Below are 13,195 nucleotides of genomic sequence, written 5' to 3'. Positions count from 1 at the left end.
TCTTAGCGGATCTGTGGGCCGATGAAGCGGCTCTTGGCTTCAACCTGGGCGTCGCTGTCATCGGCGCTCTTGAGGATGAAGGTAATTTCGTTGGTGGTCGATGGCAGTTTCTCGGGCGCGATCGACAGCTGCACCGGCAGGCTGACGATATCACCAGCGTCCACGCGGATCTCGCGCTGGCCTTCAAGCTTCAGGTCCGGCAGGCCGGTGGCATCCAGCACGTAGACGTGGTCACGCTGGTCCTTGTTCATCACCTTCAGGCTATACACGTTCTCGATCCGGCCCTGGGCGTTCTCGCGGTACAGCACGCGGTCCTTGCTGACGTCGAAGCCGACCAGCGAACGGGTGGCGAAGGCGGTGGCCAGGCCGACCATCATCACCAGCAGTACCACGGCATAGCCGATCAGGCGCGGGCGCAGCATGTGGGTCTTCTGCCCGGACAGGTTGTGCTCGGTGGTGTAGCTGATCAGCCCCCTTGGGTAATTCATCTTGTCCATGATGTTGTCACAGGCATCGATGCACGCGGCGCAGCCGATGCACTCGATCTGCAGGCCGTCACGGATATCGATGCCGGTGGGGCAGACCTGCACGCACATGGTGCAGTCGATGCAGTCGCCCAGGCCTGCGGCCTTGTAGTCCAGGTCCTTTTTGCGCGGGCCGCGGGTTTCGCCACGACGCGGGTCGTAGGAAACGATCAGCGTGTCTTTGTCGAACATCACGCTCTGGAAGCGCGCGTAGGGGCACATGTACACGCACACCTGCTCGCGCAGCCAGCCGGCGTTGCCGTAGGTGGCGAGGGTGAAGAAGCCGACCCAGAAGTAGGCCCAGCCGTCGGCCTGGCCGGTAAAGAATTCGATTGCCAGTTCACGGATCGGCGAGAAATAGCCGACGAAGGTCATGCCGGTGACGAAACCGATCAGCAGCCACAGGCTGTGCTTGGCGAACTTGCGCAGGAACTTGTTGCCGCTCATGGGGGCTTTGTCGAGCTTCATGCGCTGGTTGCGGTCGCCCTCGGTGACCTTCTCGCACCACATGAATATCCATGTCCACACGCTTTGCGGGCAGGTGTAGCCGCACCATACCCGGCCGGCGAACACGGTGATGAAGAACAGGCCGAAGGCGGCAACGATGAGGATGCCCGAGAGCAAGATGAAGTCTTGCGGCCAGATGGTAGCGCCGAAGATGTAGAACTTGCGCTCGGGCAGGTTCCACCACACGGCCTGGTGGCCGCCCCAGTTCAACCACACCGTGCCAAAGTACAGCAGGAACAGCACAGCCCCGCCGACCATGCGCAGGCGTCGGAACAGGCCGGTGAAAGCGCGGGTGTAGATCTTTTCCCGGGAGGCGTAGAGGTCGACGGAATCCTTCCCTTTGTTGGCAGGCGGGGTGACGTCATGTACCGGAATTTGCTTGCTCATCATCAAGTCCCACGGCAGTGGAGAAGTGCCGCAGCCAGTGCATGCCGGCCGCAGTCTAGCGCAATCTGCTAGCGCTCTGCGGCCCATGATACGCCGCTGATGGCAGTATGGGGCTGCACTGCGACCTTTAGTCGCGTTGGGTTCGTGGTATGAATCGTGTTATGGCAGGTGTCAATTGATCCAGGTCATGGGGCCTGCAACAAATGTGTTTTCAGTACCGGCCTCTTCGCGGGTGAACCCGCTCCCACAGGGATCGCACAGATCCTGACGCGAGCGCAGTACCTGTGGGAGCGGGTTTACCCGCGAAGAGGCCTGGCCTGCTTACTCGGCTTTGGCCGGTGCCTGGTCCTGGTGCGACAGGCTGTACACATAAGCCGCCAGCAAGTGCACCTTGTCATTCCCTTGCAGCTGCTCCTGGGCCGGCATCTGCCCCTGGCGACCGTAGCGGATGGTCTGTTGCAACTGGGCAAAGCTCGAGCCGTAGATGAACGCCTGCGGATGGGTCAGGTTCGGCGCGCCCATGGCTGGCGTGCCCTTGCCCTCGGGCCCGTGGCAGGCCACGCAGTTGGCGGCGAAGATCTTCTGACCGTTTTCGGCATCGGCTTTCACGCCCTCTGGCAGGGTGCGGCCATCGAGCTTGCTGACCACGAACGCAGCCACGTCGGCCACGCCCTGCTCGCCGATCACTTCGGCCCAGGCCGGCATCACGCCGTGGCGGCCGCCCATGATGGTTGCCTTGATGGTGTCCGGCTCGCCGCCCCAGCGCCAGTCGTTGTCGGTAAGATTGGGGAAACCATAGGCACCCTTGGCGTCGGAGCCGTGGCATACCGAGCAGTTGGAGGCGAACAGCCGCGCGCCCATCTTCAGGGCCTGCGGGTCCTTGGCCACCTCGGTGATGGGCATGGCGGCGAACTTGGCGAAGATCGGCCCGAAGCGGGCGTCGGCCTTGGCCATTTCCTTTTCCCACTCGTGCACGCCGGTCCAGCCCGGCTGGCCGTTGGAAAACTCGGTCTGCTTGTCGTTATCCAGGTATGAGTAGCCTGGCAGGACGCCTTTCCAGTTGCCCAGGCCCGGGTACAGCACCAGGTAGCCGAGGGCGAAGATGATGGTGCCGACGAACAGCCAGAACCACCATTTCGGCAGCGGGTTGTCGTACTCCTCGATGCCATCGAAGGCATGCCCGACGGTTTCGTCGGTGACCTCTTCGCGCTGGCCCTTGCGGGTCGACAGCAGCAGCCAGGTCAACGAGAAGATGGTGCCCAGGGTCAGGACGGTAACGTACAGACTCCAGAAGGTTGTCATTGTTTTTTGCTCCCAGAAGCTTTTGCTTGCTCGACGTGCCGGCTGGCTTCGGGGTCATCCGCGAAGGGCAGTTGGGTCGCTTCGTCGAAGTCCTTCTTGCGCCGTGGGTTGAACACCCACAGCGCCAGGCCCACGAAGGCCACCATCACCACGACGGTGCCCAGGCCGCGAATCATCCCGATATCCATCAGCGTCACCGTTTGCTCTTGATGATGGTGCCAAGACCCTGCAGGTACGCGACGATGGCGTCCATTTCGGTCTTGCCCTTGACCGCGTCGCGGGCCCCGGCGATGTCGGCGTCGGTGTATGGCACGCCGAGGGTGCGCAGCACTTCCATCTTCTTCGCGGTGTCCTTGCCGTCGAGCTTGTGCTCGACCAGCCACGGGTACGACGGCATCTTCGATTCCGGTACCACGTTGCGCGGGTTGTACAGGTGCGCACGGTGCCAGTCATCGGAGTAGCGGCCACCGACCCGCGCCAGGTCCGGCCCGGTACGCTTGGAGCCCCACAGGAACGGGTGGTCCCATACGCTCTCGCCGGCCACCGAGTAATGGCCGTAGCGCTCGGTTTCGGCACGGAACGGGCGGATCATCTGCGAGTGGCAGCCCACGCAGCCTTCGCGGATATAGATATCGCGGCCTTCAAGCTCCAGTGCGGTGCGCGGCTTCATGCCTTCCACGGGTTTGTTGGTGACGTCCTGGAAAAACAGCGGGACGATCTGGGTCAGGCCACCGACGCTCACGGCGATGACCATGAAGAAGGCCAGCAGGCCTATGTTCTTCTCGACGGCTTCATGCTTCATCAGTGCGCTCCCACGACGACGATCTTGGCGGCTTCCTCAGCCTGTGCCGGGTTGGCGGCACGTACGGTACGGAACACGTTGTAGGCCATCAGCAGCATGCCGGTGGCGAAGAACGCACCGCCCAGGGCGCGGACGATATAGCCAGGGTGGCTGGCCTGCAGGGCTTCGACGAAGGAGTAGGTGAGGGTGCCGTCATCGTTGATGGCGCGCCACATCAGGCCCTGGGTGATGCCGTTTACCCACATCGAGGCGATGTACAGCACGGTACCGATGGTAGCCAGCCAGAAGTGCGCGTTGATCAGGCCGACGCTGTGCATCTGCTCGCGGCCATACAGGCGCGGGATCATGTGGTACACGGCGCCGATCGAGATCATCGCTACCCAGCCGAGGGCGCCGGCGTGGACGTGGCCGATGGTCCAGTCGGTGTAGTGCGACAGCGAGTTCACGGTCTTGATGGCCATCATCGGGCCTTCGAAGGTGGACATGCCGTAGAACGCCAGCGACACCACCAGGAAGCGCAGGATCGGGTCGGTGCGCAGTTTGTGCCAGGCACCGGACAGGGTCATCATGCCGTTGATCATGCCGCCCCAGCTTGGCGCCAGCAGGATGATCGACATCACCATGCCCAGCGACTGCGCCCAGTCAGGCAGGGCGGTGTAGTGCAGGTGGTGCGGACCGGCCCAGATGTACAGGGTGATCAGTGCCCAGAAGTGCACGATAGACAGGCGATACGAGTAGATCGGGCGTTCGGCCTGCTTCGGTACGAAGTAGTACATCATCCCCAGGAAGCCGGTGGTGAGGAAGAAGCCCACGGCGTTGTGGCCGTACCACCACTGGATCATCGCGTCGGTGGCGCCGGAGTAGGCCGAGTACGACTTGAACAGGCTTACCGGCAGCGAGATGTGGTTGACGATGTGCAGCATCGCGGTAACCACGATGAAGGCGCCGTAGAACCAGTTGCCGACATAGATGTGCTTGGTCTTGCGCTTGACGATGGTGCCGAAGAACACCAACCCGTAGGTGACCCAGACGATGGCCAGCAGGATCGCCAGCGGCCACTCGAGCTCGGCGTACTCCTTGGTGGTGGTGTAGCCCATCGGCAGGGTGATCAGCGCCCCGACGATCACCGCCTGCCAACCCCAGAAGGTGAAGGCGGCCATGCTGTCGGAGATCAGCCGGGTCTGGCAGGTGCGCTGCACCACGTAGTAGCTGGTGCCGAACAGCGCACAGCCCCCGAAGGCGAAGATCACCAGGTTGGTATGCAGCGGGCGCAGGCGGCCGAAGCTGGTCCAGGGCAGGTCCAGGTTCAGTTGCGGCCATACCAGCTGCGAGGCGATGAAGACGCCGAGGCCCATGCCAAGGATCCCCCAGACCACCGTCATGATGGCGAACTGGCGGACGACCTTATAGTTATAAGCAGTCGGACTGATTGCTGTGCTCATTGCTAAGGTTCCACGGTTTTGATGTTCTTGTTGGTCGAAAAATCGGCGCCAGTATTGATAACCACCGGGGTTACCGCAACGCAACTTTGGTACGCCGACCCGTGCCCGAGCCCGTTCACTGATGTCCCGCAGCGATCGGGTCTGGACGATTGTACACAAATAAATATTTGTAATGTGTACCGTTTTTCGACTTTTTCTGATCGATCGGTCAAGCTTTTTATCGGGACGGCGACAGGCTACGCGCCGCGTCTGCTTCGGTCCTTTCGGAGCGAGGCCCACTGAGGCAACAAGCTTAGTTGTGTTCGGAGGGGGTGCAAGGAGGGGTAGAGCGAGGAGAGGGGCTGCTTTGCAGCCCGTTCGCAGCACAAGGCTGCTCCTACAGGGTGGCTTAATCTTGCGCGGTACCCTTGTAGGAGCAGCCTTGTGCTGCGAGTGGGCCGCAAAGCGGCCCTTGGGCGGTATTACTTGGCAGTCACGGTTTCAGCAGCACCATCCTGCGACAGGCTATACACATACGCCGCCAGCAGGTGCACCTTGTCGTTGCCCTGGATCTCCGCCTGCGCCGGCATCTGACCCTGGCGACCATAGCGAATGGTCTGCTGCAGCTGGGCAAAGCTCGATCCGTAGATGAACGCCTGCGGGTGAGTCAGGTCTGGTGCGCCCATGGCCGGGGTGCCTTTGCCTTCAGGTCCGTGGCAGGCCACGCAGTTGCCGGCAAAGATCTCCTTGCCCTTGGCGGCGTCAGCCTTGACCCCTTCCGGCAGGCTGCGGCCATCGAGGTTGGTGAGCACGAACGCGGCCACATCCGCCACGCCCTGCTCGCCGATCACTTCGGCCCAGGCCGGCATCACGCCGTGACGACCGTTCATGATCGACGCCTTGATGGTTTCCGCTTCGCCGCCCCAGCGCCAATCCTTGTCGGTGAGGTTGGGGAAACCATAGGCACCCTTGGCATCCGAGCCATGGCAAACCGAGCAGTTGGAGGCGAACAGGCGGCTGCCCATCTTCAGTGCCTGCGGGTCCTTGGCCACTTCTTCCACGGGCATGGCGGCGTACTTGGCAAAGATCGGGCCGAATCTTGCGTCAGCCTTCTCCATTTCCTTCTGCCATTCGTTGGCGCCAGTCCAGCCATTTTCATAGCCCGGCAGGATGCCCTTCCAGTTGCCCAGGCCCGGGTAGAGGATCAGGTAGCCGACCGAGAACACCAGGGTGCCGACGAACAGCCAGAACCACCACTTGGGCAGCGGGTTGTCGTATTCCTCGATGCCGTCGAAGCTGTGGCCCATGGTCTGGTCGGTGGTGTTGTTGCTCTGGCCCTTGCGGGTGGCGAGCAGCAGCCAGGTCAGGCCAATCAGGCTACCGATGGTCAGTACGCAGATGTACGTACTCCAGAAGGTGGTCATTGCCCGTTACTCCTTTTTGCAGCAGGTTCCTGTCCGGCAGAGGGCAGGCGGTCGTCGACGAAGGGCAGCAGGCGCGCTTCGGCGAAATCACGGTCGCGGCGGCGGTTGAATACCCACAGGGTGAGGCCGATGAAGGCGATCATCACCACCAGTGTGCCCAGGCCGCGGATCATGCCGATGTCCATTCCCATCGCATTCACCTCTTGTTCTTGATCGCGGTGCCTAGCACCTGCAGGTAGGCGACCAGGGCATCCATTTCGGTCTTGCCCTTGACCGCGTCGCGGGCCCCGGCGATGTCATCGTCGGTGTACGGCACGCCCAGGGTGCGCAGGGTGCGCATCTTGGTGTCGGTATGGCTGTTGTCGACCTGCTGGGCGACCAGCCATGGATACGACGGCATCTTCGACTCCGGTACCACGTTGCGCGGGTTGTACAGGTGCGCACGGTGCCAGTCGTCCGAGTAGCGGCCACCGACCCGGGCCAGGTCCGGCCCGGTGCGCTTGGAGCCCCACAGGAACGGATGGTCCCACACGCTTTCACCAGCCACCGAGTAGTGGCCATAGCGCTCGGTTTCGGCGCGGAACGGGCGGATCATCTGCGAATGGCAGCCCACGCAGCCTTCGCGGATGTAGATATCGCGGCCTTCCAGCTGCAGCGCGGTGTAGGGCTTCATGCCTTCCACCGGCTTGTTGGTGACGTCCTGGAAGAACAACGGGACGATCTGGGTCAGGCCGCCGATGCTGACGGCGAACACCATCAGCAGGGCCAGCAGGCCGACGTTTTTCTCGATGACTTCATGTTTCATCAGGCAGGTCTCCTCAAGCCAGCTGGGCGTTCGCAGGGGCGACATCGAGCGCCGGCGAACGCACGGTGCGCCAGGTGTTCCAGGCCATCAGGAACATGCCGCTGAGGAAGATCGCACCGCCGACGAAGCGCACGATGAAGCCTGGGTGGCTGGCCACCAGGGTTTCCACGAACGAGTAGGTGAGCGTGCCGTCGCTGTTGACCGCGCGCCACATCAGGCCCTGGGCGATGCCGTTGACCCACATCGAGGCGATGTACAGCACGGTGCCGATGGTGGCCAGCCAGAAGTGCGCGTTGATCAGGCCGATGCTGTACATGCGCTCCTTGCCGAACACTTTCGGGATGGTGTGGTACAGCGCGCCGATCGAGATCATCGCCACCCAGCCGAGGGCGCCGGCGTGCACGTGGCCGATGGTCCAGTCGGTGTAGTGGGACAGGGCGTTGACCGTCTTGATGGCCATCATCGGGCCTTCGAAGGTGGACATGCCGTAGAACGCCAGCGACACCACCAGGAAACGCAGGATCGGGTCACTGCGCAGTTTGTGCCAGGCGCCGGACAGGGTCATCATGCCGTTGATCATGCCGCCCCAGCTTGGTGCCAGCAGGATCAGCGACATCACCATGCCCAGCGACTGCGCCCAGTCGGGCAGGGCGGTGTAGTGCAGGTGGTGCGGGCCGGCCCAGATGTACAGGGTGATCAGCGCCCAGAAGTGCACGATCGACAGGCGATAGGAATACACCGGGCGTTCGGCCTGCTTGGGCACGTAGTAGTACATCATCCCCAGGAAGCCCGCGGTCAGGAAGAAGCCCACGGCGTTGTGGCCATACCACCACTGCACCATGGCATCGGTGGCACCGGCATAGACCGAGTAGGACTTGGTCAGGCTGACCGGCAGTTCCAGGTTGTTGACGACGTGCAGCATCGCCACGGTGAGGATGAAGCCGCCGAAGAACCAGTTACCGACGTAGATGTGCTTGGTGTTGCGCTTCATCAGCGTGCCGAAGAACACGATGGCGTAGCTCACCCAGACGATGGTGATCAGGATGTCGATCGGCCATTCCAGTTCGGCGTATTCCTTGGAGCTGGTGTAACCCAGCGGCAGGCTGATGGCCGCCAGCAGGATCACCAGTTGCCAGCCCCAGAAGGTGAACGCGGCCAGGCCTGGTGCGAACAGGGTGGTCTGGCAGGTGCGTTGCACCGAATAATAGGAGGTGGCGAACAGCGCGCAGCCGCCGAAGGCGAAGATCACCGCATTGGTATGCAGGGGGCGCAGGCGGCCGAAGCTGGTCCAGGGGAGGTCGAAGTTGAGGGAGGGCCAGGCGAGCTGGGCGGCGATGAAGACGCCGAGCCCCATCCCGACGATTCCCCACACCACCGTCATGATGGCGAATTGGCGGACCACCTTGTAGTTATAGGCGGTACTGCTGGTTGTGTTCATGTATGGGTTCCCATCCACGGTTATTTGGCAGGCTTTACAGCGAGGCAAGCATGATTAATGGGCAAAGTGCCGGTATTGACGGGGATCAATGGGCGAAGGTCGGAAATGTCCCAGGCTTGCGCTGCGATCCCCCGCATGCTCGGGGCAAGGACGGCTACAAGGGCTGCCTGATCCTGGCCCATGGCGCAGGTGCGCCGATGGACAGCGGGTTCATGGACGAAATGGCGCAAAGGCTTGCGGCGCTTGGGGTAGCGGTAGTGCGCTTCGAGTTCCCGTACATGGCCGAGCGCAGGGTTGCCGGCGGCAAGCGGCCGCCGAACCCGCAGAAGGTGTTGCTGGAATGCTGGCGCGAGGTGTACCGGCAGGTGCGACCTTTGGTCGCGGGCAAGCTGGCGGTGGGTGGCAAGTCCATGGGCGGGCGCATGGCCAGCCTGCTGGCCGATGAACTGGAAGCGGATGCACTGGTGTGCCTGGGCTATCCATTTTATGCGGTGGGCAAACCGGAAAAGCCACGGGTCGAGCACCTGGCCGAATTGAAGACGCCGACGTTGATCGTGCAGGGCGAGCGGGATGCACTGGGTAACCGCGAGGCGGTGGCAGGGTATGCGTTATCGCCGGCGATCGAGGTGAGCTGGCTGGTGGCGGGGGACCATGACCTGAAGCCGCTGAAGGCCTCGGGGTTCAGTCATGAGCAGCACTTGCAGGCGGCGGCTGAGAAGGTTGCGGCATTCCTGTCGCAATAGTGCTGGATTCTTCGCGGGCTTGCCCGCTCCCACAGGTACTGCACAGGCCCGCAAGCTTGTAGTGGACCTGTGGGAGCGGGTTTACACGCGAAGAGGCCGGACCAGGCTGACGCTTAGTCGCGGTACTCGCACAGGTAAGCGGTATCCACCTTCACCTGCAGCTGGAACTTGCTGTCAGCCGGCACGTTGAACTTGTCGCCCGCCTTGAAGGTTTCCCAGTTGTCGCTACCTGGCAGCTTCACGGTCAGCGCACCCGAAACCACGTGCATGATTTCGCGCTTGGCAGTGCCGAACTCGTATTCGCCCGGGGCCATCACACCGACAGTGGCCGGGCCTTCTTCGCCCGCGAATGCGATCGACTTGACGGTGCCGTTGAAGTACTCGTTGACCTGGAACATGGGCGACTCCTGAAAGGGGGGATGAAAAAGGGCTGGCCAGTATGCCCAAGCCCACCGGCCCCGTCATCTGCTTTCAGGTAGCGTCTGCCGGCAGGCTCAACGGCAGCAGCCGCGCGGTATTGCGCGCATCTTCCAGGGCCCGGTGCTGCTGCCCGCAAAAGTGCATGCCGGCCAGCTGCAGTGCACCATTCAGCCCAGCGGGGCGCTGCAGGTGGCGGGCCTTGGCGAAGCGTTGCTTGAGGTTGATGTGCGGCAGGGTCCGCAGCAGGCTGTCCAGCCCATGCTGCTGCCACTCCTGGTGCAACTGCTGGCGGTCGTAGTCGCCCCAGCTGACCCAGGCCTGAAGCTGCCCGCGGTGGTGCCCGAGCCAGCGCTCGAAGCTTGCCCATACCTCGCGGAACGACGCCGCACTGTCCACGCTGGCCTGGCTGATGTGGGTCAGCTCACGGCAGAACGGGGTCAGCTGCGGCCGTCGGCGAGGCTTCACGAAGCGCTGGAAGTGGTCGACCTCGCGGCCATCGCGGGTAACCAGGCTTGCGCCGATTTCAATGACTTCCATCTCTGTGACCGGCCACCCACCATCGTCGGTGGTGGCTTCCAGGTCGATCACCAACCAGTGGCCCATACCAGGCTCCCTTGCAGATCCTGCTAGAGCGTAGCGAAACTCCGGGCATCCGGCATCCCCTGGCAGTTTGCCCGCAGCTTTGGCGCAAAGTGCCACTAACCGGCAGTTGTGTCCGGCCCGGAAAACGCCTAGCTTAGGCGGACCCTGGCATGAACCGTGATGAGTGTCCGTCTTGACTCCAGCGACCGGCCTGAAGGCCCTGTCTTCCCTGATGCTGCTAGCCGTGTTCTGGCTGGCGGCGCCGGCATGGGCTGCCGATGCCGTCGAGGTAAAGATTGGCGCTGCGCATTTCCCTCCGTACACGGTACGCCCGGAGCAGGGCGCCGACAGCGGCCTGCTGCGGCAGTTGGTCGACGCGCTCAATCGCGCGCAGCAGCGCTACCACTTCGTCGTGGTGCCCACCTCCATCCAGCGGCGTTTTGGTGACCTCCAGCAAGGCCGCACCGACATGGCCATTTTCGAGAACCCGGCATGGGGCTGGCAGCAGATTGCCCACCAGAGCGTGGACATGGGCCTGGAAGATGCCGAGGTGTTCGTCGCCCGCAAGGCCAGTGGCCGTGACCCGCATTACTTCGACGACCTGCGCGGCAAGCGCCTGGCGCTGTTCAACGGCTACCACTATGCGTTCGCCGGCTTCAACTCCGACCCCGACTACCTGCGCAACGCCTACAACGCGACCCTGACGTATTCCCATGACAGCAACCTGCTGATGGTGCAGGCCGGCCGCGCCGACATCGCCTTGGTCACGCGTTCCTACCTCAGCGATTTCCTGGCGCGCAACCCGGCCAGTCGGGAGCAGTTGATGCCCTCGCAGCGCATTGACCAGGTCTATCATCACTACGCCTTGCTACGCCCGGGGGCACCCATCGGTGAACAATCGTTCGCGGCGCTGCTGCGTGCCCTGCGCGACAGTGGTGAGCTGGCGCGTATCTTCGAGCCATACCGCATCACGGTGGCGGCCCCGCGCGACTAAATTCCCGTGATGCGGCAACGTTCTCAGCAGTGAGCCTTTTCTTCATTGCCGCGAGTCAAGCCCATGCCGTTCGATGCCGCATCACAGCCCCAGTCAGCGCCACGCTGGCGCAGCCTCAGTGCCGAGGAGGGTGACAGCTGGCTGAGCCTGTCCCTCGAAGGCCGCGCGTTGATCCAGTTGCGCCTGGAGATAGGTGCTACTTTGCATGTCCACCTCGAGCGGCTGTGCCCCGAGCGCCCCTATGTGGCCTTGTGGGCCGCCTGTTATTGGCTGCTGGCCCGCGATGCGGCCTGCCAGTGTCTTGCCTGGCACCTGCCCGAGCCGTTGCCTCAGGCATTGACCAGTGGCCTGCTGCTGGCCGGCGACCAGCCTGGTCAATACCTGTGCGAGCGGGCGCTGTTCTGGCAGCTGCCACAGCCGTGGCTGGGCGAGTCGGCCAGCGTGGCCTACCCACAGCAGATGCAGATCAGCAACGGCAAGCGCCACCCCCGCCGCGCGCCCAAGCCTCGTGGCGAGGTGTACCGGCGCTTCGATACGCGCCTGGGCAGTTGGGTATCGCTGCGTACCTTGGAGATCGAGCATGACCTGGAGCGCTTCAACCGCTGGCAGAACAACCCGCGGGTGGAGACGTTCTGGCAGGAGGGTGGCACCCTTGCGCAGCATCGCGAATACCTGGGCAAGCTCGAGGCCGACCCGCATGCCCTGACGCTGATCGGTTGCTTCGATGACCAGCCGTTTGCCTACTTCGAGGCGTACTGGGCCAAGGAGGATCGCATTGCGCCGTTCTACCCGGCCGATGACTACGACCGTGGCATCCACATGCTGGTGGGGGAGGAGAGCCACCGCGGGCCGCACAAGGTGGCCAGCTGGCTATCGGCGCTGGTGCACTACCTGTTCCTGGATGACCCGCGCACCCAGCGGGTGGTGGCCGAGCCGCGTGCCGACAACGGCAAGATGATCGGCTACATGCACGACCAGTGCTTCCATTGCGACAAGGAGTTCGACTTCCCGCACAAGCGTGCGGCGTTGATGATTCTGGGGCGGGAACGGTTCTTCGATAAGTGTAAATTGGCTTGAGTGCCAGGGGGCCGCTGTGCGGCCCTGTGGGAGCGGGTTTACCCGCGAAGAATGCGACATGGTGCATGGCACCGGCTATGCCGGTGTTCGCGGGTAAACCCGCTCCCACACGTGCCCTCAGCAACCTTGAAGGTTCAGGCCTGCCGACTGGCCGTCTTGCGGCAATGCACCAGCGCATCGCGGATCATGAAGTTGACCAGCGTCGGCGACACTCCCAGCTCCTTGGCAATGTCCTTCTGCGGCACGCCATGCAGGCGGTACATCTCGAAGGCATAGCGGGTGCGCTGGGGCAGTTCGTTCAGCGCCTCGGCAATGTCATCCAGCGCGGCAAGGTTGATGTGGGTGGCTTCGGGGGAGGTATTTTGCACGACCACGTTCAGGCCTTCCTCCTCGCTGCCGGAGTATTTCAGCTCCATGGCCTGCTTGCGGTAGTGGTCGATGGCCAGGTTGCGCACGATCTGGAACAGGTAGCTCAGCTGCGCCTTGAACGACGATGTGATCTGCGGGGCGGCGCTGAGCCGGAAGAAGGCGTCCTGCACCACATCTTCGGCGCGCGATCGGCAGCCGGTGATGCGGGCAGCGATCTTGACCAGAATGCTGCGGTTGTCGACGAAGGCCTGCAGTAATGGTGAATCGCACTTACTTGTGGATAGTTGTTCCGCCATGGAAATCACCTTGTCACAGAGGGGAAAGGACGCACCCAAATTTGGGAAGCTTCCTACGACGGGCGACAAGCTATTCAGAATGATAATGATTGTCAAATGCGAAA

Annotated in this window: 15 protein-coding genes; 3 read left to right on the top strand and 12 right to left on the bottom strand. The window is 62.8% G+C overall.

Going from position 1 to position 13,195, the window contains the following annotated elements; translation table 11 throughout:
* Nucleotides 1-2 precede the first annotated feature (2 nt).
* The 9 genes from ccoG to ccoN (E5221_RS19280) form a co-directional block, all read right to left on the bottom strand.
* Nucleotides 3-1,418 (bottom strand): cytochrome c oxidase accessory protein CcoG, encoded by a 1,416-nt coding sequence (ccoG, locus tag E5221_RS19320; RefSeq protein WP_015271140.1) that lies wholly within the window; start codon nucleotides 1,416-1,418, stop codon nucleotides 3-5.
* Nucleotides 1,419-1,739: 321 nt separating this feature from the next.
* Nucleotides 1,740-2,720, bottom strand: a complete 981-nt coding sequence (gene ccoP, locus E5221_RS19315; protein WP_038410021.1) for a cytochrome-c oxidase, cbb3-type subunit III — start codon at nucleotides 2,718-2,720, stop codon at nucleotides 1,740-1,742.
* Entirely contained in the window at nucleotides 2,717-2,908 is a 192-nt protein-coding gene (locus E5221_RS19310) for a CcoQ/FixQ family Cbb3-type cytochrome c oxidase assembly chaperone (protein WP_003259925.1), read from the bottom strand. Before E5221_RS19310 ends, ccoP (E5221_RS19315) begins: the two co-directional genes overlap by 4 nt.
* A gap of 5 nt (nucleotides 2,909-2,913) precedes the next feature.
* On the bottom strand, nucleotides 2,914-3,522 hold the full coding sequence (gene ccoO / locus E5221_RS19305; protein WP_013973496.1) for a cytochrome-c oxidase, cbb3-type subunit II: 609 nt from the start codon (nucleotides 3,520-3,522) through the stop codon (nucleotides 2,914-2,916).
* Complete coding sequence (gene ccoN / locus E5221_RS19300) at nucleotides 3,522-4,964, bottom strand: cytochrome-c oxidase, cbb3-type subunit I (RefSeq protein WP_015271137.1); 1,443 nt, start codon at nucleotides 4,962-4,964, stop codon at nucleotides 3,522-3,524. Before ccoN (E5221_RS19300) ends, ccoO (E5221_RS19305) begins: the two co-directional genes overlap by 1 nt.
* 461 nt (nucleotides 4,965-5,425) lie before the next feature.
* Nucleotides 5,426-6,367: a cytochrome-c oxidase, cbb3-type subunit III gene (ccoP, locus tag E5221_RS19295; protein ID WP_038410020.1), complete on the bottom strand. Its 942-nt coding sequence runs from the start codon at nucleotides 6,365-6,367 to the stop codon at nucleotides 5,426-5,428.
* Entirely contained in the window at nucleotides 6,364-6,558 is a 195-nt protein-coding gene (locus E5221_RS19290) for a cbb3-type cytochrome c oxidase subunit 3 (protein WP_023661030.1), read from the bottom strand. Before E5221_RS19290 ends, ccoP (E5221_RS19295) begins: the two co-directional genes overlap by 4 nt.
* Before the next feature lie 5 nt (nucleotides 6,559-6,563).
* Nucleotides 6,564-7,172: a cytochrome-c oxidase, cbb3-type subunit II gene (ccoO, locus tag E5221_RS19285; protein ID WP_013973492.1), complete on the bottom strand. Its 609-nt coding sequence runs from the start codon at nucleotides 7,170-7,172 to the stop codon at nucleotides 6,564-6,566.
* 13 nt (nucleotides 7,173-7,185) lie between these two features.
* Entirely contained in the window at nucleotides 7,186-8,610 is a 1,425-nt protein-coding gene (ccoN, locus tag E5221_RS19280; protein WP_013973491.1) for a cytochrome-c oxidase, cbb3-type subunit I, read from the bottom strand.
* Nucleotides 8,611-8,660: 50 nt separating this feature from the next.
* On the opposite strand from ccoN (E5221_RS19280), the gene E5221_RS19275 reads away from it, so the two are divergent.
* Nucleotides 8,661-9,353, top strand: coding sequence for an alpha/beta family hydrolase (locus E5221_RS19275; protein ID WP_085720445.1), 693 nt, complete (start codon nucleotides 8,661-8,663; stop codon nucleotides 9,351-9,353).
* Nucleotides 9,354-9,466: 113 nt separating this feature from the next.
* On the opposite strand, the gene E5221_RS19270 is transcribed toward E5221_RS19275, so the two are convergent.
* Together E5221_RS19270 and E5221_RS19265 are read right to left on the bottom strand one after the other, a co-directional pair.
* Nucleotides 9,467-9,751: a pyrimidine/purine nucleoside phosphorylase gene (locus E5221_RS19270; protein WP_003259920.1), complete on the bottom strand. Its 285-nt coding sequence runs from the start codon at nucleotides 9,749-9,751 to the stop codon at nucleotides 9,467-9,469.
* A gap of 73 nt (nucleotides 9,752-9,824) precedes the next feature.
* A complete protein-coding gene (locus E5221_RS19265) occupies nucleotides 9,825-10,376 on the bottom strand; it encodes an exonuclease domain-containing protein (protein WP_003259919.1) in 552 nt (183 codons plus the stop codon).
* A 172-nt stretch (nucleotides 10,377-10,548) separates the two neighbouring features.
* Here E5221_RS19265 and E5221_RS19260 point away from each other — a divergent pair, with 172 nt between their 5' ends.
* Both E5221_RS19260 and E5221_RS19255 read left to right on the top strand, forming a co-directional pair.
* Entirely contained in the window at nucleotides 10,549-11,349 is an 801-nt protein-coding gene (locus E5221_RS19260) for a transporter substrate-binding domain-containing protein (RefSeq protein WP_182328629.1), read from the top strand.
* 63 nt (nucleotides 11,350-11,412) lie between these two features.
* A complete protein-coding gene (locus tag E5221_RS19255) occupies nucleotides 11,413-12,426 on the top strand; it encodes a GNAT family N-acetyltransferase (protein ID WP_247846269.1) in 1,014 nt (337 codons plus the stop codon).
* A 134-nt stretch (nucleotides 12,427-12,560) separates the two neighbouring features.
* Here E5221_RS19255 and E5221_RS19250 read toward each other — a convergent pair whose 3' ends face one another.
* On the bottom strand, nucleotides 12,561-13,091 hold the full coding sequence (locus E5221_RS19250) for an RNA polymerase factor sigma-70 (RefSeq protein WP_003259914.1): 531 nt from the start codon (nucleotides 13,089-13,091) through the stop codon (nucleotides 12,561-12,563).
* Between the last annotated feature and the right edge of the window lie 104 nt (nucleotides 13,092-13,195).

This window comes from Pseudomonas sp. A2, from assembly GCF_023100865.1.
Classification (GTDB): domain Bacteria; phylum Pseudomonadota; class Gammaproteobacteria; order Pseudomonadales; family Pseudomonadaceae; genus Aquipseudomonas; species Aquipseudomonas asiatica.
Note: the sequence above shows the minus strand (reverse complement) of the source record. Positions and strands in the feature narration are given on the sequence as shown.